Source organism: Micromonospora sp. NPDC003776, from assembly GCF_053605645.1.
The window spans coordinates 4,347-26,186 of record NZ_JBSGJR010000034.1 but is presented as its reverse complement, the minus strand read 5'-3'; the positions used below and the strand labels follow the sequence as shown (position 1 = coordinate 26,186).

The following is a 21,840-nucleotide window of genomic DNA, read 5'->3' as shown; positions in this document are numbered from 1 at the left end:
TGACGGCTCCCCCGTCAGCGGGCCTCGGCCCGTGCCGCGGCTCGCCGCCGTGCGTGCGCAGCGGCGCGGGCGGGCCTCAGCGAAGCGAGGCGTACGCCAGCGGCAGCGGAGTGGACTGGCCCGGCCACGATCCGGTCAGCCGGCGCCCCGGCAGGCCGGTGTGCTCGCCGAGCCGCCGGACCACGGCCAGCTCCACCGATCCGGCGACGATCCGGGTGAGGTCGTCGTCCTCGACCCGGTCGATCGACCGGACGTCTGGGGCGTCGGTGTCCTGCGGGCGATCGGCGGCGATCACCATGCTCGGGGCCCGGCTCTCGCGCCGGCCGTCCACCTCGAAGTACTCCTCGGCCTGTCCGGTGCCGGCGAGCACGGCGCTGGCCAGCGCCGCCGCGTACACCGGGTCGCCGCAGCCGTCGTACACCCAGCGCCGGCCCAGCACCGAGTGCTCGCACGTGCCGACGAGCCACGCCTCCGCACCCTCCAGCGGTCCGGCCCGGTAGGTCAGCGGCACCTGGAGGACCGGCCCGCCACCGGCGCGTACCAGGATGGTCTCGATCCCGACCTCACCGGCCGGGTCGTCGAAGCGGTACGCCGCGACGCGCTCGAGGTCGGCGTCGGCCGCTCCCTCGAACCAGGGACGGCCCGGAAGCCAGGCGGCCAGGAGTTCCAGCTTGGTGGGACGCAGTTCCGCCCGGTGCAGGAGTGCCATGCACCGGATCATACGAACCGCTGCCGCGCTGCCGGCGGCCCCTCCCGCCCGGTGACCGGCATCCGTCGGCTCCCCGGCGGTCAGTCGGTTCCGCCCGCACCGGAGTCTTTACATGACGTCTCTCCGCCTGACATGCTAAGCAGCGTCGATCGCCGAAGATATATACGGCATATCGAAAATACCATGGTGTAGGTGGTCCCGATCTCGTAGCTGGGGCCCGGCGCCGATCGGGGGCGCGCACCCCGCCCGGACGGGGTGCGCGGGGTGCCGGCTGCGAGCCATCGGGTGGAACGGATTGCCGAGACCGATGGGAGAACAGGCGTGAACAGCAGTGCCATGGCGAGACGACTCCCCTCGGAGCCGCTGTTGGCGGCCAAACTGGCGCGGCGACGGTTCCTGACGGTCACCGGCGCCGCGGCGGCCCTGGCCCTCGGTGCGAAGCTGCCAGCCACCGCCGCGAGTACCGAACGCCCGCGCGACTACCCGTTCACCCTCGGCGTCGCGTCCGGCGATCCGCTGCCGGACGCAGTCGTGATCTGGACCCGTCTCGCGCCCGAGCCGCTCGACCCGTTCGGAGGCATGCCCTACGACAAGGCGGTCCCGGTCCGCTGGGAGGTGGCCGAGGACGACCGGTTCCGCCGGGTGGTCCGCCGCGGCCTCGCCACCGCCGCCCCGGAATACGCCCACTCCGTCCACGTCGACGTGCGGGGCCTGCGGCCGTCAGCCGAATACTTCTACCGCTTCCTGGTCGGGGCGTACATGTCGCCGGTGGGACGGACCAGGACCGCTCCGGCGGCCGGGGCGTCGCTCTCCGCCCTGAACTTCGCCTTCGTTTCCTGCCAGCACCGCGTCGTGGGCTACTACACTGCCTACCGACACATGTGCCAGGAGGACCTGGACGTCGTCTTCCATCTCGGGGACTACATCTACGAAGGCCCGGATCAGGGCACGCTCGGTCGGGGGCATGCGCCCGCCCGCTTTCTCGAAACCCTCGACGACTACCGGATCCGGTACGCCCAGTACAAGACCGATCCCGACCTGCAGGCCGCCCACGCGGCCTTCCCGTGGATCGTGACTCTCGACGACCACGAGGTGCTCAGCAACTGGGCGGGGGAGTACTCGTACTACTACCCCGAGGAGAGCATCGAGCAGTTCCTCGTACGCCGTGCCAACGCCTTCCGGGCGTACTGGGAGCACATGCCGATGCGACTCAGCCAGCTGCCCCAGGGCCCGGACATGCCCCTGTACCGTCGATTCACCTACGGCGACATGGCGCAGTTCAACGTGCTCGACACCCGCCAGTACCGCAGCGACCAGGCCAACAACGACGGCAACGACCCGCCGAACGAGCAGACCCGCGACCCCAACCGCACCATGCTGGGCGCCACCCAGGAACAGTGGCTGCTCGACGGCCTGTCGACCTCCCCGACCACCTGGAACGTCCTCGCCCAGCAGGTCTTCTTCTCCCAGCTCGATCTGGACCCCGACGACAACAGGGAGCTGTACGTCATGGACCAGTGGGACGGCTACGAGGCGAACCGGAACCGGATCGTGAACTTCCTGCAGGAACGCCAGGTGCGCAACCCGGTCGTGCTCACCGGCGACATCCACGCCAACAACGCCTGTGAGGTGAAGGCCAACTTCGACGATCCCGACTCGGCGACCGTCGCCGTCGAGTTGGTCGGCACGTCGATCAGCAGCTCCGGCGACGGCTCCGACACCGATCCGGCCCGCGACGCGCTGGCCAGCCAGCTCCCGCACATCAAGTACTACAACGTCCAGCGAGGATACGTCCGCTGCACGCTGACGCCGCAGTTGTGGCGCACCGACTTCAAGGTCCTTCCCTACGTCAGCCGGCCCGGAGCACCGATCCGTACCGACGCCACGCTCGTCGTGGAGAACGGACGGCCCGGGCTGCAGTTCGGATGATCCGCGCATCCCTCGCTCGCATGAAGGAGGTTGACCCGTGCCGGATTCCACCGTCATGTCGACCGTCAAGGCGGCGGCCGCGGCCCTACTCGTCGCCGTGCCGCTGGCGGGAATCGCCCTCTACCAGCACGCCGGCGCGACGCCGGGAGGCCAGGCGCCGGGGTCCACTCTGACCGTCGAGCCGCAGCAACTCGACCTGCTGCCCCGCCCCTGCCTGCCGGCCACGCTGACCGTGGGCCTCCACCGTGCGTCCAGCGGAGGGTCGTACGCCACCGTGTTCATCCGCCCCGACGCGCCACTGCAGGTCTCCCGGGAGGTCATCACGACGTACGTCCCCGCCGACCACGACGTCACGGTGCCGGTCCAGGTCCTCGTGCCTCGCCAGACGCCGCCCGGTGAGTACACGGTGCGGCTGGAAACCGGACGTGAACGCCTCGCGGTGCCGGTGCTGGTGTCCAAGCCGCCCAGCGACCCGGCGCGGAACCTCGCCCTCGGTCAGGAGACCACCGCATCGTCCACGAACGGGGTGCTGGCGCCGTGCGGTGTCGTCGACGGCAACCGGACCTACACGCTGGAGGGCTACCACCGGCCGGCCACCGCCTGGGCGGACGCCACCCCCGGCGAGTTCCCTGATCAGATCGAGACGACGCTGGCCGAACCGGCCCGCATCGGCCGGGTGGACCTCTACACCCACGCGCAACGGCAGTTCGCGCTGCGGGACTGGGACGTCCAGGCGCTGACCGGCGCCGGCTGGCAGACGGTCGCGCAGGTCCGCGGACACGCGGCCGGGTTGTCCAGCACGAGGTTCGAGCCGGTCACCGCGAGCGCGGTACGCATCGTCATGCTCGCCACCAACGGCTACGCCTATTCCACCGTCGTCGAACTCGAGGTCTACGAGAGTTAGCACCCGCGGCGACACCCAGCCGCTGGTCGCAGGCGCGGGGCAGCGCCGCTTCCGAAGATCGGCGATCATCGACGTCGACGATGCGCTCCATCCGACCGGAGGGGAGGGCCGGTGACAGACGACGTCGAGGCGGTGATGCGAACGCTCCGCCTGCCCGAGGCGGCGCGGGAAGCACTTATGCGGCTGAATGGCCCGGCCGGCGCGGACGTGGTCACCCTCCCCGAGCCGAGCCGGACCGAGGCCCTGCTCCACCGGCTCGGCATAGCCGAGGCGGACCGCCGGGAGATGATCGCCGCTCGGCCGTCCGCCGAGCGGCACCCGGCTCTGTGGTGGCTGCTCACCCGATGCCGGGCCCAGCTCGTCCGCCGGATGGGCGAGCCGGGACCGCTTCCGCCCTGGCCGCAGCTGCCGGAGGACCTCGGGCCGAGCGCCCGTTACCTCTACCCCTGGACTTTCGTGGCGGCACTTCCGGCCGTCCGCCGCTACCACCGCAGCCGCGGCGTGCCGTCGGACCTGTCGTGGCAGATCCTCTCCGCCCTCGGCACCCAGATGGCGTACCACCGCGCCCTTTACGGACAGGGCGGCCTACACACCGACAACTGGCTGACGGTGCACTACCGGGGAGCCATCTACGCCCTCGGCCGGCTGCACATCGAACGGCAGCGGATCTGGTTCGACGTCGGAGCGGCGGACGAGACCGCGAATGACCTTCCCCGCCGAGGTGAACCCTCGCTCGGCCTGCACATCCCCGCCGGAACCCTCGATCCGGCGGCGGTCGACGAGGCCCTGGTCATGGCCCGCGACTTCTTTCCCCGGCACTTCCCCGACGAACCGTGTCGCTTCGCCACCTGCGTCAGCTGGCTGCTCGACGAGCAGTTGACGGAGTATCTGCCGGCGGAGTCGAACATCCTGCGCTTCCAGCGCCGGTTCCGGCTGCTGCCGTCCCCCGGCACCGACGACTCCGCCACGATGGTGCAGTTCGTCTTCAACAGACCGATCTCGGAGCTCGACCGGCTACCCCGTGACACGACGCTGCAGCGCGCGGTGGTCGACCACATCCGGTCGGGCCGGGTGTGGACGTTCCGCACGGGCTGGTTTCCCCTGTAGACGCGCACGTGAAAGGGCTGATCGGACCGCCCAGCGAGCCTTGCTTCGTGACCAACGCCACGCCTACTATCTTCGATAGAGCGATCATGTCTCTCAAATGCTGTAGATAGCTCCACCTCGCACGGGCAGTGGATCACCGGCATTCAGGACAGGAGTCGACATGAGACAACACGAGCTGGCAGCGGCCATCAGCCGTCGACGCTTCCTCGCCCTGGCCGGGGCGCTGGGCGGAGCAGCCGCGCTCGGCGGCTGCGGTGGCAGCGGCGGCGGTTCCTCGTCGAGCAAGGTCACCTACTGGGTGCCGCCCAACGCGGAACTGTCCCGAATGCAGGCCTTCCTCGACGGCGTGAAGTCGGGGTACCAGAAGGCGCACTCCGGCACCACCCTGGACAACGTGGTGGTGCCGTGGGAGGACGCACTGACGAAATACACCGCCGCGTTCTCCGGCGGCAACCCGCCCGACGTCACCTACCAGATCATCCCGTGGATGAACAAATGGCGCAGCACCGGCGTGCTCGCCGACTTCCGCGCCCTGGACAAGGGCTTCACCGACACCTTCCTCAACGGGGTCAACCCGGACTACGTCAAGGCCGCCGAAGGGCCGAAGGGCGAACTGCTCGGCCTGCCGTACGTCGGTGGCTACTGGGTGCTCGCTCTCAACGAGGCGGTGTGGGAGAAGGCCGGCAAGCCCACCCTGCCGAAGACGTACGACGACATGATCCCGTTCGCCCAGGCGATGACCTTCGACAAGAAGGGCCGGAAGCTGGGCGAGAGCGGGTACGACGCCCGCAACGTCGAGACCTACGGCATGTGCTGGGCGCCCTCGCCGCCCATCCAGGAGAACTACCTCTGGCACTACTTCTGGAGTTTCGGCTCCGACTACATCTCCGCCGACGGCATGGACATCGGCTTCAACGACGACGCGGGCCGTGCCGCCCTGCGCCACATGAAGGCGATGCTCGACTCGGGCGCCGCCACCCCACCCAACCTCTACTCCGAGGACGTGCGGTGGCAGGCCGCGGTGATGTCGGGCAAGGCGGCGATGTCCTGGTCCGAAGGGTTCACCGCGGAATACGCCAAGCAGTACCCGCAGTTGCGGATCAAGGTGCTCGACCCGCCGTCCGGCCCGGGCGGACAGTACATCGTCGGCGCCTGCGGCTTCCTGTCCGTATCCGCGAAGGCCAGGAACCGGAACGGCGCCCTCGACCTCGTCAAGTACCTGGTCGATGAGAAGCCGCTGCAGGACTTCAACAAGCTCATCCTGGCCAAGCCGGTACGCCCCCAGCCGGACAACTACTACGACGGCCTCGACGACCCGCGGATGACCGCGTTCATGAACGCGGCGGCCGGCCTGTCGAAGTACGTCAAGATCACCCGCATCCTGCCCTACCAGCCGCAGGAGTATCTCGTCGGGAAGATCAACGACTTCCTGCTCGGCCGGCAGAGCATGGACGCCATGATCGCTGAGGCCTCCAAGCAGATCAAGCAGATGGCGAAGGCGGCCAAGTGAGCACGACGCCCCCTCGGCGGCGCCCCGGACCCCGGCCAGACGACCGGCGATGAGCGTCAACGTCCCCGATCGCACGCTGGCTCCGACCGACCTCGCCGGCGGAGGGCCCAGCACCCCGGTCCGAAGCCGACGCCCCAGGCTGGTGAGGCTACGCCGTGGCCTCACCAGCCTGGTCCAGGCGGTGCCCTTCCTGGTCCCGAAGGCCGTGGTCTTCGCGCTCTTCGTGCTCGCGCCGTTCGCCTACACGATCGTGCTGACCTTCCAGCGGGGCTCGCTGCTGAGCGGCCTGACCTTCGCCGGGCTGGAGAACTACCGCACCGTCTTCACCGACGGTCTGTTCCGCCAGACGCTGCTGAACACGGCGCTGTTCATGCTCATCTGTGTGCCGCTGACCATCGTGGTGACCATGCTGGTCGGGCTCCTGCTGTCCAGCTCGATCCGCGGAATGAGCGCCTACCGGACCCTCATCTACCTGCCGTCGCTGCTGTCCGTCGTGGCCACCGGCCTGATCTGGAAGATCATGGTCGACTCCGAGTACGGTCCGCTCAACGCGCTCTTCTCCCGGGCGCTCAACATCGACGTGCCGTGGCTGACCGGCGGTACCGTGGCCATGGTCTTCCTCGCGCTGATCACCCTGTGGAGCACCTGCGGCTTCTACTCGGTCATCTTCATGGCCGGCTTCCACAACATCCCGACGGCCGTCCTGGAGGCCGCGCGTATCGACGGTGCGTCCGGTTGGCGGCTGTTCACCGCGATCAAGCTGCCGCTGGTGCGGCCGGTGCTGCAGCTGGTGCTCATCCTCGTCACCATCAACAGCATCCAGGTGTTCGACCTGGTCTTCGTCCTGACCAACGGCGGTCCGGGCACCGCCACCTACACCGCCATGTGGTACATCTACCAGAGCGCCTTCAACGGCGGCTCGCTGTCGTACGCCGCCACCATGAGCATCATCCTGCTGCTGGTGACCGCGGCCATCTCCGCCGTCTTCATCGGCCGTACGCGATCGGATGGTGCCGACTATGAGTGAGGCCCTGCCGCGCCGGCGTCGGCGCCGGCAACCCCTCGGCGTCGTGCTCGGCACCCACGCCGGCGCCGTCCTGGCCGTACTGCTGTGTGCGACCCCGATCGTCCTGGTCGCCCTGGCGTCCGTGCGCTCCAGCGTGTTCTCCGACTTCTCGCTGGCCGCGGAGAACTGGACCACCGCCAACTACACCGCCCTGTTCAGCGACCCGCTGGTGCTGCGCTGGATCATGAACAGCCTCCTGGTGGGCGCCGTGGTCACCGTGCTCACCGTGGCGGTCGACGTGCTCGCCGCGTTCGCCTTCGCGAAGCTGCCGTTTCCCGGCCGGTCCGCCGCCTTCGCGCTGCTGCTGGCCACCCTCATGCTGCCGGTCTCGGTGACCCTGCTGCCCACGTACCTGATCGCCAACCGGCTGCACCTGGTCGACACCTACGCGGGACTGATCGTGCCGGCCATCGCCGGCCCGTTCGGGGTCTACCTGCTGCGTCAGTTCATCCTCAAGATTCCCGACTCGCTGATGGACGCGGCCCGCATCGACGGCGCCTCACCGTTCCGCGTCTTCCGCAGCGTGGTGCTGCCGCTGTGCCTGCAGCCGATGGCCGTCCTCGCCATCTTCGTGTTCGTGGCCAACTGGAACAGCTTCCTCTGGCCGCTGTTGATGGCCCAGTCCGACGACATGAAGACGATCACCGTCGGCATGGCCACCAGCAACACGCAGTTCTCCCAGAACGTCAACGGGATCACCGCGATGGCGATGTTCAGCCTGCTCCCGATGGCGATCCTGTTCCTGGCGTTCCAGCGCTACTTCATCCGCGGCGTGCTCGCCGGCGCTTTCAAGGGCTGACCGCGGTACCCGCCTCCCCACGTCGGGCGGAGTCGGGGACGCCGGCGAAGCAGTCGGCGACGGCCTGCCGGATGCGGCGCGGCCGGTCGGGGACGAAGATGTCGATGGCCGTGACCGCCGCACCACCGCTGTCGCTCAGGTCCCAGCCCGTCGGCTCCTCGAAGCCGGGATTGGTCAGCGTGAACCCGATGGATTCCAGGTGATCGAAGCCGATGTCAAGTCCCGGGTCGGTGACCTCCCGGGCCACCCGCAGGCGCAGGGTGAGGGTGGCTTGCGCCTTGCCGTCGAGCGCCGTGGTGAGATCGACCGGCCCCTGCAGGCTGCGGCCCTGGATCCACAGGTGCCACGGCTCGTCGTGGATGTCGCACCGCCACACCACCTCGTCGTCGACGAGGACCTCCTTCACCACCCGGCCCGCCGGCGGGATGTTCGCCCCGAACTGGTCGAAGTGCCAGAACGACAGCTCGTAGCGCGCCGCCGTCGGGTCCGGCCGGATCACCTGGCTGGCCTGCGCCCAGGTGCCGGCCGGGACCGTCCGCTCGGACGGCAGGGCCAGGCTGAGCCGGCCGAAGCCGTACATCGCCTTGTTGTCGCTGGCGATCGTCGGCGCGTCGTCGAGTTGGACGCCGTACGCGATGACGCCCTCGATGATGTTCTCGGCCGTGCACGCCAGGCCCGCCGTCAGCGCGTCGCGCACGTACGACTCCGTCGGCCCGAGCGGAGCGGCCAGGAACCGTCCGGCGTAGACGAGCAGCACCAGGTCCAGCCCCCGTGGGCGGGTGCTGGCCTGGATCCGGGTCAGGCAGTCGCGCAGGGAGTCGGCTGCCTGGGTGTTGTGGTTCGGGCCGTCGAGGAACGGATAGATCACCCCGTCCACGAAGGGGGCGTACTTGTCCAGGAAGGCCTCGTCGAGCGCGACCCGGTAGTAGACGCAGGTGAAGAAGCCGAGGTCCGGGTTGATCGCCTGCTGGGTGTGGCGGATCCGGGCCATGTAGTCGGGCGTGAACAGCCGGGCGTTCACCTCGAACTCGAAGTCGTCGATCGCCCACCCGGTCAGATTGGGGTGCCGCCGGGACGCCTCGGCGATCGCCTGTGCCCAGGCGACGTAGTCGGTGAGGTAGGGCCGCGAGGCGCGCCCGTTCTCGTCCGTCTCGGACGGCGGCACCAGGTACGGCCAGACGTCGATGCCGGCCTGCGCGGCCGCCGGCAGGAACTCCTCGCACAGGTCGTCCCAGTCGGTCGCGCTGTCCCACACGCCGTACAGGTAGGTGGTGACCTTCAGCTCGCGCAGGCGCGCGATCAGCGCGGGCGTGTCGATGTGCCGGTAGCCGTCGGCCCGCGGCCGGCGCTCCCGTACGGCGGCGCCGACGGTGTTGCCGCCGACCAGGGCGGCGCGGACGCCTCCGGGGGGCACCCACGGGCGGGACCGGGTGGTCGAACTCGGCGAGACCATGTGCCAGCTCCTCACGAGGCGGCCGCTGTGACCGACAGGCGAACTTCGTACGGTATTTGGAACATGGAAACGTGATGCTGTAGACACGGTAGGGCGGCGGTGGCCGTTCTGGCAACGGCCCGACCCGGCGCCGGTTGCGGCGGGACGAGCGGGAGTGGCAGGACATCCCGGAACGGCGCGCGGAAGCCGGCGCGCCGTACGCTCGATACGACAACGGGCCGGTCGCGTCCGGCGGACTTGGAGGAGCCCCGAATGGCGATGCCTGAGCAGGCCGACGCTGCGGTACGTGCCCCGTCACCGGCCGTGGACCGGGCGCTGACGGTCCTCGAACGGCTGGTCACCGCCGACGAGGAACTCACGCTGACCGCGCTCGCGAAGGCCACCCGGATCCCCCTCGCAACCTGCGCCAGCATCGCCTACACCCTGGAACAGCGCGGGTACGCGACCCGCCGCGTCGTCGGCCGCAGCCACTTCTGGCGGCCGACCCTGCGGCTGTACGGCCTGGCCAGCCAACTGGTCCGAAAGATCGACCTGTCCTCGGTGGCGCAGCAGGAGATGCGATCGCTCGCCGACGAACTGAGCATGCCGGTCCACATCGGGGTGCTGGACGGGGCGAGCGTCGTCTACGTCGCCAAGGCGGCGACGGCCGGCTTCATCCAGTTCGACACGTACCCCGGCAAGGTCTCCCCGTTCAACCTGACCGCTCTCGGCCGGGCCATTGCGGCGTACCTGCCGGAGGACGAACTCGAGGCACTGCTGCCGCGGCTGGTAGCCGGCCGGGGGCCCGCGGCCGGTGACAGCGGCCCGGAGGCCTTCCGCAAGCTGCTCACCGAGGTCCGCCGCCGTGGCTACGCCGTCGAGGACGAGGAGGAGCAGGCCGAGGTGGCCTGTGTGGCCGCGCCCTTCTTCGACACGGAGGGCCGGGTCGCCGGCTCGGTCGGCGTGACGGGCTTCTCCCGGGACCTGCGGGGCCGGCGGCGGAAGCAGGCGGCGGCCGGGGTGCTCCGGGTCGCGGGGGAGGTCTCCCGGCGCCTCGGATGTCCGCCCGCGGCATTGCCAGCGGTGAAGGCTGTCTCCTAGTATCCGTGAAACGGAAGATTTCTCCCGGATACTGAAGGGTGGCGCCCATGGCGTCCGCCGTGCGCTGGGCCGAGACCGACCGTCAGACCCTCAGCAGCCAGCTTCCCGAGGCGATCGTCCTGCTGCCGGTGGGCGCCACCGAACAGCACGGCCCGCACCTGGCAACCGGAACCGACGCGCTGCTCGCCGACCGGGTGTGCGCGGCCGCCGCCGACCAGGCGGCCGGCCGCTGCGACCGGCCCCTCCTCGTGGCCCCGACCATCCCGGTCGGCGCCTCCGACCACCACCTGCCGTTCGGTGGCACGCTCTCCCTCACCCCGGAAACCCTCACCGCCGTCCTGGTGGACCTCGCCCGGTCGGTGGCCGTGCAGGGCGGCCGGCGGCTGGTGCTCGTCAACGGGCACGGCGGCAACGTGGGGGTGTGCCACGCCGCCGCGGCGGCGGCCAGCACCCGCCACGACCTCGCGGTCGGGCACATCGACTACTGGCACCTGGCCGCCGCCGAGCAGGACGTACCGGTGCCCGGTCACGCCGGAGAGTTCGAGACCTCCCTCGTCCTGGCCCTGCGCCCGCACCTGGTGCGGGACCCCACGGCCCGGCCCCGGCCGCCACAGCCGCCCGCCGTACCCGGCGTCGACCTGCACTCGGCGCCCGTGTGGCAGGCCATCGACGGCTACACCGACCGGCCCGAGGCGGCCGACGCCGCAGCGGGGAAGCGGCGGTTCGACCAGTTGGTCGCCGCCCTCGCCGACCGGATCGTCGAGCTTGCGAGGATCCTGTGATCGACTTCCACACCCACACCCCGGCGTGGCGCACCGCCACCTGGCTGGGCGGCGCCCCGTTCAGTGCGGACGACTTCGTCGCCTTCATGGACACCGCCGGCGTGGACCAGGCGGTGGTGCTCAGCCACGACGGCCTGTTCGACCCGCGACCGCGGGCCAACGACGAACTGGCCGCGTTCGTGGGACAGTATCCGCAGCGGCTGGTCGGCTTCGGCACCGTGGACCCGCGCCACCCGGAGGCGGCGGCCGAGGTCGCCCGGATGATGACGGTGCTCGGCCTGCGTGGCCTCAAACTGCACCCCTGGCTGCAGGGGTTCAGCATGCACGAGCTCTCGCTCGACCCGATCTGCGAGATGCTGGCCGCCCACGACGGAATTCTGCTCAGCCACGACGGCACCCCGCCGTACTCCACGCCGGCGCAGATCGCCGCGCTGGCCCGCCGGCATCCCAGGCTGCCGGTCGTCCTCGGACACGGCGGCCTGCACGACTGCTGGCGGGAAGCGCTCGCCCTGACCCGCGAAACCGACAACCTCCACCTGTGCATCTGCGGCACCCCGCCCTACGCCGCCCGGCGGATCCTTGCCGAGGCACCGGCCGACAAGGTGCTGTTCGGCACCGACGCCGGGCTGTCGGACCGCAAGAGCCAGGACTACGCCGTGGCCCGGGTCGCCGAGATCGACGGCTGGGGCATCACCGACGCGCAACGCCGCGCCATGCTGGTGGACAACCCCCGCCGCCTGCTGAGCCGGGCGACCGGATGACCCCGACGATCGCCGCGATCCAGACCCTGCCGGTCAGCATGCCGGTGCACCCGGGCCTGGTGGTCCGCGGCGCCCGCGGCGTCCACGACCGCTCCGACTTCCTGCTCGTACGCGTCGTCACCAGCGACGACATCGTGGGCTACGGCGAGGTGAGCGCCACGGCACTGTGGAGCGGCGAGGACGGCGCCAGCGCGGAGCATTTCATCCGCCGTCTCCTCGCGCCGGCTCTCATCGGTCAGCCGCTCGCCCCGGTCGGCGCGCTCGAGGACCTGATGGACCGGCTGCTCGCCGGAAACCCGTTCACCAAGGCGGGCGTCGCCACCGCCCTGTGGGACGCCCACGCGCGCACCCTCGATGTGCCGCTGGTGGTCGCCCTCGGCGGCCCCTACCGCGACCAGGTGCCGATCAAGCTCTCCCTCTCCGGGGACGGTCCGGCCCTCGACCGGGTGCACGCCACGGCGCGCGCCCTGGGATTCCGCTCCTTCAAGGTGAAGGTCGGGATGGAGGTCGCCGGGGATCTCGTCCGGGTCGCCCGCGCGCGGGAACTCGTCGGCCGGGACGCGTTCCTCGGTGTGGACGCCAACGGCGGCTGGTCGCGCGCCGACGCGACCGGCGCGGTGCGGCAGCTCGTCGACCACGGCGTCCGGTTCGTGGAGCAGCCGGTCGCTCCCGCCGACCTGGCCGGGCTCGGCGCGCTGCGCGGACAGGGGATACCGGTGGTCGCCGACGAAGCCGTGTTCGGCCTGGCCGACCTCGTCGCCCTGGTCCGGGCCGAGGCGGCCGACTGCGTCAGCCTGTACATCGGCAAGAGCGGCGGCCCGGGCCGGGCCGTCGCCATGGGGAAGCTCGCCGGAGCCTTCGGTGTCGAGACGCTGCTCGGCTCCAACGGGGAGTTCGGCATCGGCGCGGCGGCTCAGCTGCACGTCGCCTGCGCGTTGCCCGCCCTGTCGGAGTTCCCGTCGGACATCATCGGCGCCCACTACTACCCGCAGGACATCCTGGCCCGCCCGCTGGACAGCGACGGCACGACCGTCCGGCTCGGCCCCGAGCCAGGGCTCGGGGTCGTGCCCCGCCGCGACCTGGCAGACGCCTTTCGATGAAGGTCTGGTGAAGCCGTGATCGTCGACGTACACACGCACACGCCCACCCATCGCGAGGCGGTGCCGCCCGAGCAGCGGCAGGTCTTCACCGGATGGCGGACCGACCGGGACGTGGTCACCACGAATTCCTGGACCGACTACGACGAGGCGACGGCTGCCGCGGACGTTTCCATCGTGTTCAACATCGCGGTGCCGGATCCGCTGGCGGCGACCGGGATTCCACACCCACCGGAGCGGACCAACGACGCGACCGCCGAGTTCGTGGCCGCCGATCCCACCCGCAGGGTCGGCTTCATGTCGGTCAACCCGCTGGCCCCGGACGCCTTCGAGGAGGCGGAGCGCTGCCGCGAACTCGGGCTGGTCGGGGTCAAACTGGGCCCCAACTACCAGAACTTCGACCCGCTGTCGCCGCCGGCCCTCGCGTTCTACGACTACTGCCAGCGGCACGGCCTGCCGATCCTGTTCCACCAGGGCGCATCACCGATCCGAGCCGCGCCGCTGCGCTACACCTACCCGCTGGTCACCGACGAGGTCGCGCTGCGCTTCCCGGAGCTGCGCATCGTCATGGCGCACATGGGCCATCCGTGGGGCCGGGAAACCGTGGTCACGATCCGCAAGCACCCACACGTCTACGCCGACGTGTCCTCGATCTACCTGCGGTCGTGGGTCTGTTACGAGTCACTGCTGGCGGCGGTCGAGTGGGGCTGCACGCACAAGTTGCTGCTCGGGTCCGACTTCCCGATCGCCAGCACCGCCGAGGCCATCGCCGGGCTCCGCCGGGTCAACCACATCCTCGACGGCACCGCGCTGCCGCGCGTACCCGACGAGGTGATCGACCGGATCATCCACGCCGACGCGCTGGACGCGCTCGGTCTGGCCCGACGGGCGCTGCCGACGACGGAAAGCGGTCCGGCCGTCGGTCCCACGCCGGGGGAGCGAGGGGGAGTGCTGTGATCATCGATGCCCACGTGCGGCTCGGCCACGGTCGCGAGGTGTCCCTCGGGGTGGCCGAGCTGCTGGCGACCATGGACGGGCTCGGCATCGACCGGGCCCTGGTGGCGCCGGCCGAGCGGGAGGTGGCCTATCACAACCGGGACGGCAACCGGGCGGTGGCGGCGGCGGCCGCCCGGTCGGCGGGCCGGTTGGTGCCGTACGCGGTGGCCAACCCGTGGCGGGGCGCGGACGCGGTGGAGGAGCTCGCCCGGGCCCGCGATGCCGGCGCCCGTGCGCTGCACGTGGACAGCGTGCTGCAGGGCTTCGACCTCCTGGACGGGCTGGTCGACCCGCTGCTGGAGTTCGCCGCGGACAACGGCTGGCCGGTCTACGTGCGTACCGGCACGCCGCCCAACGCACTGCCACTGCCGCTGGCCACGCTCGCCCGGCGATACCCGGACGTGCCGTTCATCATGGGCCGCAGCGGCGCGACGGACTTCTGGATCGACGCCGCACCGGCCCTGCGACACGCCGCCAACCTCTACGGCGACACCTGTTACGCCCCGTGGGACACCGTGCTGGAGGAACTCGGCCGCGATCCCGCGATCGGCACGTCCCGGCTGGTCTTCTCCACCGACGCCCCCTACGCCGTGCCCCGGGCCGAGCTGGGCCGGGTTCTCGACTGGCCGATCGACGAGGCCGCCCGGCGCGACGTGCTCGGCGGGAACCTCGAACGTCTCCTGGAGTGAGCGCGCCCGAGGGCTTGTTACGGATCGACGCAGGCCATAACCTTATCTGACAATCAGAATACATCTTCGACATATCGAAGGGTCGGCCAGGCCGGCTGGTTCGGGGAGCGAGGGACGGTGCGCGGACAATGAGTGCTACGCCAGCGACGACCTCCCGGCGCGGACCGCTACCCGCCGACACCTCCAGCGTGGACGGACCCGCCGCCCTCGTGCGCGGCGTGTCACCGGTCCTCGCGGTGCCGTTCACGGTCACCGGTGACATCGACCCCGACGGCTTCCGGCGGGTCGTGCGCTACGTGCTCGGCACCGGGGTCAGCAGCGTGATGTTTCCCGGCTTCGCCTCCGAGTTCTACAAGCTGGCCGAGCACGAGCGGCACACCCTGACCGACGTGCTGCTCGCCGAGACCGGTCCACGCCCGGACGTCGCGGCCATCATCGCGGTCCAGGACCACGCCACCCGGCTGGCGGTGGCCCGGGCGCGCAACGCCGTCGCCGCCGGCGCGGACCTGATCAACCTGCTGCCGCCGCACTTCCTGTCGCCGCCGCGCCGGGCGCTGGTGGACCACGTCCGCGCCGTCCTCGACGCGGTCGCCCCGACCCCGGTGGTTCTCCAGTACGCCCCCACCGAGACGGGCACCAGCCTGGACAGCGCCACCGTTGCCGCGATCGCGGTGGCCCACCCCAACCTCCGGCTGGTCAAGGTGGAGTCCAGCCCGCCCGGCCGCCTGATCGCCGAACTGGCCGCCCTCGACCCTCCACTGTCAGCCGTCGAGGGATACGCCGGCGTGCAACTGCCCGACGCCATCCGCCGAGGCGCGGTCGGCACCCAGCCCGGCTGCTCCTTCACCGAGATCTACCAGGAGATCTGGCGGCGGTTCAGCGAAGGCGACCACGCCGGCGGAGACGACCTGCACCGACGGCTCCTGCCCTACATCTCCTACTGGATGCTCGACACCGAACTCATCGTCGCCGCCGAGAAGCACATCTCCTTCCGCCGCGGCCTGATCGGCAGCGACCTGTGCCGCGCCCCGGCACACGAGTTGGACGCCGAGGAACGCCGGATGATCGATCGCTTCCTGCTCGAATTCCAGGACCTCCTGCCCGACCTCACCGGCTGACCGGACGCGGGGCCGGGCAGGGCGCTACGGCTGTCGCCGCCGATCGAAACCGCACGCACCAGGGAGGCGCCTCGATGGACCACCGACCAGCCGAGACCACGGCGCCGTGCGCGTTGGTCACCGGCGCGGGCAGCGACATCGGCGTGGCCATCGCCCGCGCGCTGGCCGACACCGGCCTCCACGTCGTGGTCAGCGACCTCGACCCGGACCGGGCGCGGCACGGGGCGGCGCAGGTATCCGGCGGCAGCGCCCTCGCACTCGACGTCCGGTCGAGCGAGACCGTCAGCCGCGCCGTCGCCGACCTCACCCACCGGCACGGACCCCTGGCGGTCCTGGTCAACTGCGCGGCCGTCTGCGCCAACGAGCAGTTCGAAACCATCACCGAACCGACCTGGACGGCGGACCTCGACGTCGTGCTCGGCGGCGCGATCCGAATGTGCCAGGCGGTCCTGCCCACAATGCGGCAGGCAGGACGGGGAGCCGTGGTCAACGTCGCCTCGGTCAACGGCCACCGCTACTTCGGCAACGACGTGTACAGCGCCGCGAAGGCCGGCCTGCTCAACCTCACCCGCGCCCTCGCCGTCCAGTACGGCCGCTTCGGCGTACGCATCAACTCGGTGTCACCCGGCACCATCGCCACCACCGGTTGGCACGAACGCCTGAAGACCCACGCGCACGCGCTGGAGGCCGCCCGCCGCTGGTACCCGATGGGCCGCGTCGGCACCCCCGAGGACGTGGCGAACGCCGTGACCTTCCTGGCCTCCGAGCGCGCGTCCTGGATCAACGGCACCGACCTCGCGGTGGACGGCGGGCTCCTCGCCGGCGCGCACGCCTTCGCCACCGACATCGGCGCACGAACAGTTCACTGACCACTGGGAGGTGGCAGATGGACCGCAGGCCCACGATCGGCCGCGCGAGCGCGCACCCGCGCCGGCATCCCGGCGACCGGTCCTGACGCCGCACGAGGGAGGCCGCGGTGGCAGCGATCTGCATCGACGCGGGCACCACGATGATCAAGGCCGTCGGGTACGACGACCGTGGCCGGGAAGCCCTCGTCGTCCGGCAGCCGGCGCACGTCCTGCATCCCCGCCCCGGGTGGGCCGAGCAGGACATGATCCAGGTGCGCGACACCGCGTTCGGGGCGGTTCGCGCGGTCGCCGACCGACTACCCGGCCCGGTCGAGTTCCTCGCCGTCACCGCCCAGGGCGACGGCTGCTGGCTCATCGACCGGCACGGTGCCCCCACCGGCCACGCCGTCCTGTGGAACGACAGCCGGGCCGCGCCCACGGTCCGCCGGTGGTCGGACACCGGTCTGCTCGCCGAGGCGTACCGCCGCAACGGCTGTGTGACCTTCCCCGGCCTGCCCAACGCGATCCTCACCTGGCTGCGCGCCCACGAGCCCGATCGACTGGCGGCCGCCACCGCCATGCTCACCTGCGGCGGCTGGCTGGTCGCCCAGCTGACCGGCGCCGTGCTGGCGGAGGAATCCGACGCCTCCGCGCCCTTCGGCGCCCCGCCCCACCTCGACCGGTACGACCGCCATCTGCTCGACCTGTTCGACCTCGGCTGGGCCGACCGGCTCCTGCCCCCGATAGCCGGCGACGGCCGCCGCGTCGCCCCGCTGCGCGACACCGCCGCCGCCGAGCTCGGCCTGCCCGCCGGAACACCCGTGGTCGCGGCACCGTACGACATCGCCGCCACCGCGATCGGCGCCGGCGCCGTACGCCCCGGCCAGGCATGCACCATCCTGGGTACCACCCTCTGCACCGAAATCGTGACCGACCGGTTCACCCCCGGCCCGGAGCCACTCGGGCTGACGGTCGCGCTGGGCGTGCCCGGACGACGACTGCGCGCCCTGCCGACCCTGGCCGGCACGCAGGTCCTCACCTGGGCCTGCGACCTGCTCGGCCTGAGCCGGCCCAGCCAGCTGATCGACCTCGCCCTCCAGCCCACGGTCGACACCGCGGGCCTGGTGTTTCTGCCGTACCTCTCCCCGGCCGGCGAACGTGCCCCGTTCCTCGCGCCGCACGCCCGGGGCGCGCTGCTCGGCCTCTGCCTGGAGCACGAGCGGGAACACATCGCCCGTGCCGTCGTGGAAGGACTCACCCTCGTCATCCGGGACTGCCTCGCCGCCTCCGGAGTCACTCCCGCCGAACTGCGGATCTGCGGCGGAGGTGCCGCAAGCGACGCCTGGATCCGCCTGATCGCCGACGTCGTCGGCCTGCCCGTACGCCGCTGCGTCGACGCGGAGATCGGCGCCCGTGGCGCCTACCTCGTCGGCCGCGCGGCCACCGGCGCCGCGGCACACGTGGACGCGGCGGTCGCCGCGCACGTCGACCCCGGCGACCCGGTCGAGCCCGATCCCACGCTGACCCGCCGCTACGATGCGCTGTTCGAGCGCTTCGTGCACCTCAGACGGCACGCCGCCGGCTCCTGGCCCCACCTCGCCGCGCTCCGCCGGGAGGCCGACCGTGCCGCATGACGCAGCCGTCCGGGCCGGCATCTCGCTGCTCACGTTCCACGCGCGGCTCGCCCAGCAGCCCCGCAACGCCGGGAGGCACCTGATGGCCATCCGACTGCTCGCCGCCGGCGACCACTTCGTGCGCAGCCGCCTCCTGGTCGACGCGTTGCGCGCCACCGTGCCCGACGATCTCGAGATCCGGCAGCTGGAGCTGCCGTGGCCGACCGAACCGTTCGGGCCCGTCGGAGAGGTCGACGAAGCCTCCGGAACCGAGGACGAGCTGATCGAGGCGCTGCACGGGGCCCAGATCTGCGTGACCCAGATGGCACCACTCACCAGGCGGGTGCTGCGGGCGGCCGCCGCCGACCTGGAGCTGATCTGCGTCACCCGAGGCGGCCCGGTGAACGTCAACCTCGCGGCCGCCACCGAGCTCCGCATCCCCGTGTGCTCGGCCCCGGGCCGCAACGCCACCGCCACCGCCGAGCACACCGTCGCCATGATCCTCGCCGTTCTCCGACGCATACCGGCGACCCACACCGACCTCACCCGAGGTCACTGGCGCGGCGACTACTACCGGTACGACAGCGTGGGGCCGGAACTGACCGGCAGCACCGTGGGCCTGGTGGGCTACGGTGCCGTCGGCAGCCGCGTCGCCCGGGCGCTGCGCGGCTTCGGCGTCCACCTCCTCGTCCACGACCCCTACCTCGCGCCGCACCAACTCGGCGACGGTGTCGAGCTGACAACCCTCGAGGACCTGCTGTCCCGCTCCGGCATCGTCTCGCTGCACGCCCGCGTCACCCCGGAGACCACCCGCATGATCGGAGCCGCGCAGCTGGCCCTGATGCCCCCAGGCTCGGTCATCGTCAACTGCGCCCGCGGCGCGCTGCTCGACTACGACGCCGTCTGCGACGCCCTCGACCGCGGACACCTCTTCGGCGCCGCCTTCGACGTCTTCCCGCAGGAACCGATCCCGGCCGGCTCCCGCCTGCTCACCACGCCCCACCTCGTCCTGACGCCGCATCTCGGCGGAGCCAGCACGCAGACGGCCGTGAACGCGGCACGGATCGCCGCCGACGAGGTCGGCCGGTACCTGCGGCGGGAGCCGTTGCGCTACTGCGCCAACCCGCAGGTGTGCGGCTGACCAGGAACGCCGGGTCAGGTCGCCGCGGATGGAGTCCTCGTGGCGCGCACCCGGCCAGGCCGGGTCAGCAGGAGGATCAGCAGGCCGGCTGCGCACAGCCCGGCCGCGAGCGCGTACGCCAGCCGGTAGCCGACATGCGCGGACAGGCCCAGCAGCGGGCCGGCGATCACCGCGCCGATCGGGAAGGTGTTGGTGAACAACGTCGTGGCCCGGCCGGGCTGTCCCGGCAGCATGTCCTGCAGGTACGAGATGCCGAGACCCGACACCGCGGCGATGAAGAGCGCGTTGACGACCTGTGCGAGACCCAGGACCCAGACGTTCGGCGCGCAGGCCGCGACCGCGTAGTAGGCCACCCCGCAGCCGGCGCCGACGAGCACCGGCAGGTGGAGCCGCACCCGCGCGGTCAGCGCGCCGAGTCCCAGCATCAACGGGATCTCCAGCGCCGCGCACAGCCCGAGGATGAAACCGGCGTCCGAGGGGGCGCCGCCCAACTCCCCGCCGATGAACAGCGGCAGCGCCTGGACGCCGAGGGTCAGGGGGCACTGCAGCATGGTGAAGGCGGCCACCGTCAGCGCCAGCGCCCACCGCGACCCCGCGGGCCCCGCTCGACCCTCGTCGTGGTTTCCCGCCGCCACCACGGCTGGCGCGGCCACCTCGTCCAGCCGGAGCGCCGCCACCAGGGCCGCCACCGCGTACATCGCGGCCGCGAACCCGTAGACCAGCCGGAAGCCGCCCATCCGCAGCAGGAACGCCGCGAGCGGCGGGCCGGCCACCCAGGCCAGCGAGAAGATGGTGCGCATCGTGCTGATGCCCATGGCGGCCCGGCCAGGCGTGTCCCGTTCGAGGACCTGACGGGCGTAGGCGAACGACTGCGGGAACAACGACCCGGCCAGCGCCGTCGCGGTCACCGTCAACCCCAGCAGGATCCAGTAGTCGCGCACGAACGCGGTGACGCCGGCGCCGAGCACTCCGGCCAGGGCCGCGCCGATGAGCAGGTTGCGGCGGATCGGCCGCCGGTCGGACAGTCGCCCGAGCAGGGTGGCGACGAGGACGGCCGACGTCGGGGCGGCGATCAGGAAGACGGTGACGCGCAGGGGGCCGGCGTGCACCGCGGTGCTCAGGAACAGCGACATGAAGGGCATCACCACCGCGGTGGAGACGCCGACGGTCAGGAAGACCAGCCCCAGCGGGAGCAGCCCGCGACTGACCGGCCGCGCCGTGGGCGGCCTGGTGTCCAGGGCCATGCGCCGCACTGTACCGAGCGCACCAGGGCAGCCTCGAGCGAGTTCCCGAGCCGGATCAACTTCTGCCCGCGGCTGCCGGTCGGGCGTTCAGTCGGCGGTGACCGGGTCGCCGACGCGGATCTCGCCGCTGGTCACGGGGATGAGCCGGACTCCGAACCAGGTACGCCCGTCGGCCTTGCGGTGGCGGGCCAGGGTGCGGATGGGCTCCTTGCCGGTGCGGAGGGTGTCCGGGTCGATCAGGGTCAGTTGGCAGCGGTCGCAGCGTTCGGCGAAGCGGAAGCCGACCTCGCCGATGCGCAAGTAGGCCCAGTTGTCCTCGGCGAAGGGCTCGATCGGCCCGTCGATCACCACGTTGGGCCGAAACCGCGCCATCGGCAGGGCCGGCGGGGCCTGCTCTCCGCGCTCGGTGGCGCCCTCGGCGATCCATTCGTCGAGCCGGCGGAGAGAGGGCAGCGTGGTGGCGAGGAGCGGACCGGCGTCGGAGAGGTTCAGCGGGTCGCCGGGACGCCCTCCGTGGTTGGCCGCGACCGGCCGGCGGCGGGGGTCGTCCAGCCAGGCGAGCCGTAGCGGCCGCTGGAACTGGGCGGACAGCCAGTCGTGGGCCTCGTCGCCGGCGAGGCGCACGGTGTCCAGCCGGGTGACGGCGGTGGCGACCGGCGGCCCGTCCGCCGGTTCGGCGACGGTGAGGGTCGAGCTGTCCCGCCCGGTGAGGGTGATCGCCCCGGCGGTCGGCGCGGCGGTGACGCCGAGCATGCGGTGCTCGTCGCGCGCGGTCAGGAAACCGCCGTCGGGGGTGAGAGCAAGCCAGCGCCGGTCGTGGCGCAGCCCCCAGGGCTCGACCGTGGCCTGGTCGACCTCGACACCGCCGAGGGATTTGACGGGATACAGGTGTACGGCGGTGAGGCGCATGATCTCGACCGTAGGCGACCGGCGCGGGCGGCGGGACGCCCGATATGTCGAAGGGGTTTTATGGAGGTGGCGCGTGAAAACCTTC

At 71.5% G+C, this 21,840-nt stretch carries 20 protein-coding genes; 16 read left to right on the top strand and 4 right to left on the bottom strand.

Annotated elements, in window-relative coordinates:
* Nucleotides 1–76 precede the first annotated feature (76 nt).
* Nucleotides 77–709: a CG0192-related protein gene (locus ACWEVO_RS05625; protein WP_452306388.1), complete on the bottom strand. Its 633-nt coding sequence runs from the start codon at nucleotides 707–709 to the stop codon at nucleotides 77–79.
* Nucleotides 710–1,030: 321 nt separating this feature from the next.
* Between ACWEVO_RS05625 and ACWEVO_RS05620 the strand changes: the two genes are divergently transcribed.
* The 6 genes from ACWEVO_RS05620 (at nucleotide 1,031) to ACWEVO_RS05595 (ending at nucleotide 8,024) form a co-directional block, all read left to right on the top strand.
* On the top strand, nucleotides 1,031–2,638 hold the full coding sequence (locus ACWEVO_RS05620; protein WP_452306387.1) for an alkaline phosphatase D family protein: 1,608 nt from the start codon (nucleotides 1,031–1,033) through the stop codon (nucleotides 2,636–2,638).
* 37 nt (nucleotides 2,639–2,675) lie between these two features.
* Nucleotides 2,676–3,542, top strand: coding sequence for a galactose-binding domain-containing protein (locus tag ACWEVO_RS05615; protein WP_452306386.1), 867 nt, complete (start codon nucleotides 2,676–2,678; stop codon nucleotides 3,540–3,542).
* 111 nt (nucleotides 3,543–3,653) lie between these two features.
* Nucleotides 3,654–4,649, top strand: coding sequence for an acyltransferase domain-containing protein (locus ACWEVO_RS05610; RefSeq protein ID WP_452306385.1), 996 nt, complete (start codon nucleotides 3,654–3,656; stop codon nucleotides 4,647–4,649).
* 160 nt (nucleotides 4,650–4,809) lie between these two features.
* A complete protein-coding gene (locus ACWEVO_RS05605; RefSeq protein ID WP_452306384.1) occupies nucleotides 4,810–6,159 on the top strand; it encodes an ABC transporter substrate-binding protein in 1,350 nt (449 codons plus the stop codon).
* Nucleotides 6,160–6,301: 142 nt separating this feature from the next.
* Nucleotides 6,302–7,186, top strand: a complete 885-nt coding sequence (locus ACWEVO_RS05600) for a carbohydrate ABC transporter permease (RefSeq protein ID WP_452306383.1) — start codon at nucleotides 6,302–6,304, stop codon at nucleotides 7,184–7,186.
* Complete coding sequence (locus ACWEVO_RS05595; RefSeq protein WP_452306382.1) at nucleotides 7,179–8,024, top strand: carbohydrate ABC transporter permease; 846 nt, start codon at nucleotides 7,179–7,181, stop codon at nucleotides 8,022–8,024. Before ACWEVO_RS05600 ends, ACWEVO_RS05595 begins: the two co-directional genes overlap by 8 nt.
* Here ACWEVO_RS05595 and ACWEVO_RS05590 read toward each other — a convergent pair.
* Nucleotides 8,014–9,477 (bottom strand): hypothetical protein, encoded by a 1,464-nt coding sequence (locus ACWEVO_RS05590; RefSeq protein ID WP_452306381.1) that lies wholly within the window; start codon nucleotides 9,475–9,477, stop codon nucleotides 8,014–8,016. The two genes, ACWEVO_RS05595 and ACWEVO_RS05590, sit on opposite strands and share 11 nt — an antisense overlap.
* A gap of 252 nt (nucleotides 9,478–9,729) precedes the next feature.
* On the opposite strand from ACWEVO_RS05590, the gene ACWEVO_RS05585 reads away from it, so the two are divergent.
* From ACWEVO_RS05585 to ACWEVO_RS05540, 10 genes are all read left to right on the top strand, one after another.
* On the top strand, nucleotides 9,730–10,557 hold the full coding sequence (locus ACWEVO_RS05585) for an IclR family transcriptional regulator (RefSeq protein ID WP_452306380.1): 828 nt from the start codon (nucleotides 9,730–9,732) through the stop codon (nucleotides 10,555–10,557).
* Nucleotides 10,558–10,604: 47 nt separating this feature from the next.
* Nucleotides 10,605–11,339: a creatininase family protein gene (locus ACWEVO_RS05580; RefSeq protein ID WP_452306379.1), complete on the top strand. Its 735-nt coding sequence runs from the start codon at nucleotides 10,605–10,607 to the stop codon at nucleotides 11,337–11,339.
* The gene (locus tag ACWEVO_RS05575; protein WP_452306378.1) at nucleotides 11,336–12,100 is read left to right on the top strand and encodes an amidohydrolase family protein; all 765 of its coding nucleotides are present in this window, start codon (nucleotides 11,336–11,338) and stop codon (nucleotides 12,098–12,100) included. The genes ACWEVO_RS05580 and ACWEVO_RS05575 overlap by 4 nt, the downstream gene beginning before the upstream one ends.
* Nucleotides 12,097–13,200: a mandelate racemase/muconate lactonizing enzyme family protein gene (locus ACWEVO_RS05570; RefSeq protein ID WP_452306377.1), complete on the top strand. Its 1,104-nt coding sequence runs from the start codon at nucleotides 12,097–12,099 to the stop codon at nucleotides 13,198–13,200. Before ACWEVO_RS05575 ends, ACWEVO_RS05570 begins: the two co-directional genes overlap by 4 nt.
* Nucleotides 13,201–13,215: 15 nt before the next feature.
* Entirely contained in the window at nucleotides 13,216–14,154 is a 939-nt protein-coding gene (locus tag ACWEVO_RS05565; RefSeq protein WP_452306376.1) for an amidohydrolase family protein, read from the top strand.
* The gene (locus tag ACWEVO_RS05560) at nucleotides 14,151–14,882 is read left to right on the top strand and encodes an amidohydrolase family protein (RefSeq protein ID WP_452306375.1); all 732 of its coding nucleotides are present in this window, start codon (nucleotides 14,151–14,153) and stop codon (nucleotides 14,880–14,882) included. Before ACWEVO_RS05565 ends, ACWEVO_RS05560 begins: the two co-directional genes overlap by 4 nt.
* Before the next feature lie 188 nt (nucleotides 14,883–15,070).
* On the top strand, nucleotides 15,071–16,000 hold the full coding sequence (locus ACWEVO_RS05555) for a dihydrodipicolinate synthase family protein (RefSeq protein ID WP_452306374.1): 930 nt from the start codon (nucleotides 15,071–15,073) through the stop codon (nucleotides 15,998–16,000).
* A 74-nt stretch (nucleotides 16,001–16,074) separates the two neighbouring features.
* The gene (locus ACWEVO_RS05550) at nucleotides 16,075–16,869 is read left to right on the top strand and encodes an SDR family NAD(P)-dependent oxidoreductase (RefSeq protein WP_452306373.1); all 795 of its coding nucleotides are present in this window, start codon (nucleotides 16,075–16,077) and stop codon (nucleotides 16,867–16,869) included.
* Nucleotides 16,870–16,976: 107 nt separating this feature from the next.
* Nucleotides 16,977–18,482: an FGGY family carbohydrate kinase gene (locus ACWEVO_RS05545; RefSeq protein WP_452306372.1), complete on the top strand. Its 1,506-nt coding sequence runs from the start codon at nucleotides 16,977–16,979 to the stop codon at nucleotides 18,480–18,482.
* A complete protein-coding gene (locus ACWEVO_RS05540) occupies nucleotides 18,472–19,602 on the top strand; it encodes a 2-hydroxyacid dehydrogenase (RefSeq protein WP_452306371.1) in 1,131 nt (376 codons plus the stop codon). The genes ACWEVO_RS05545 and ACWEVO_RS05540 overlap by 11 nt, the downstream gene beginning before the upstream one ends.
* A gap of 14 nt (nucleotides 19,603–19,616) precedes the next feature.
* Here the strand turns inward: ACWEVO_RS05540 and ACWEVO_RS05535 are convergent, their stop codons facing one another.
* Together ACWEVO_RS05535 and ACWEVO_RS05530 are read right to left on the bottom strand one after the other, a co-directional pair.
* On the bottom strand, nucleotides 19,617–20,846 hold the full coding sequence (locus ACWEVO_RS05535; RefSeq protein WP_452306370.1) for a sugar efflux transporter: 1,230 nt from the start codon (nucleotides 20,844–20,846) through the stop codon (nucleotides 19,617–19,619).
* A gap of 87 nt (nucleotides 20,847–20,933) precedes the next feature.
* Entirely contained in the window at nucleotides 20,934–21,755 is an 822-nt protein-coding gene (locus ACWEVO_RS05530; protein WP_452306369.1) for an MOSC domain-containing protein, read from the bottom strand.
* Nucleotides 21,756–21,840 lie beyond the last annotated feature (85 nt).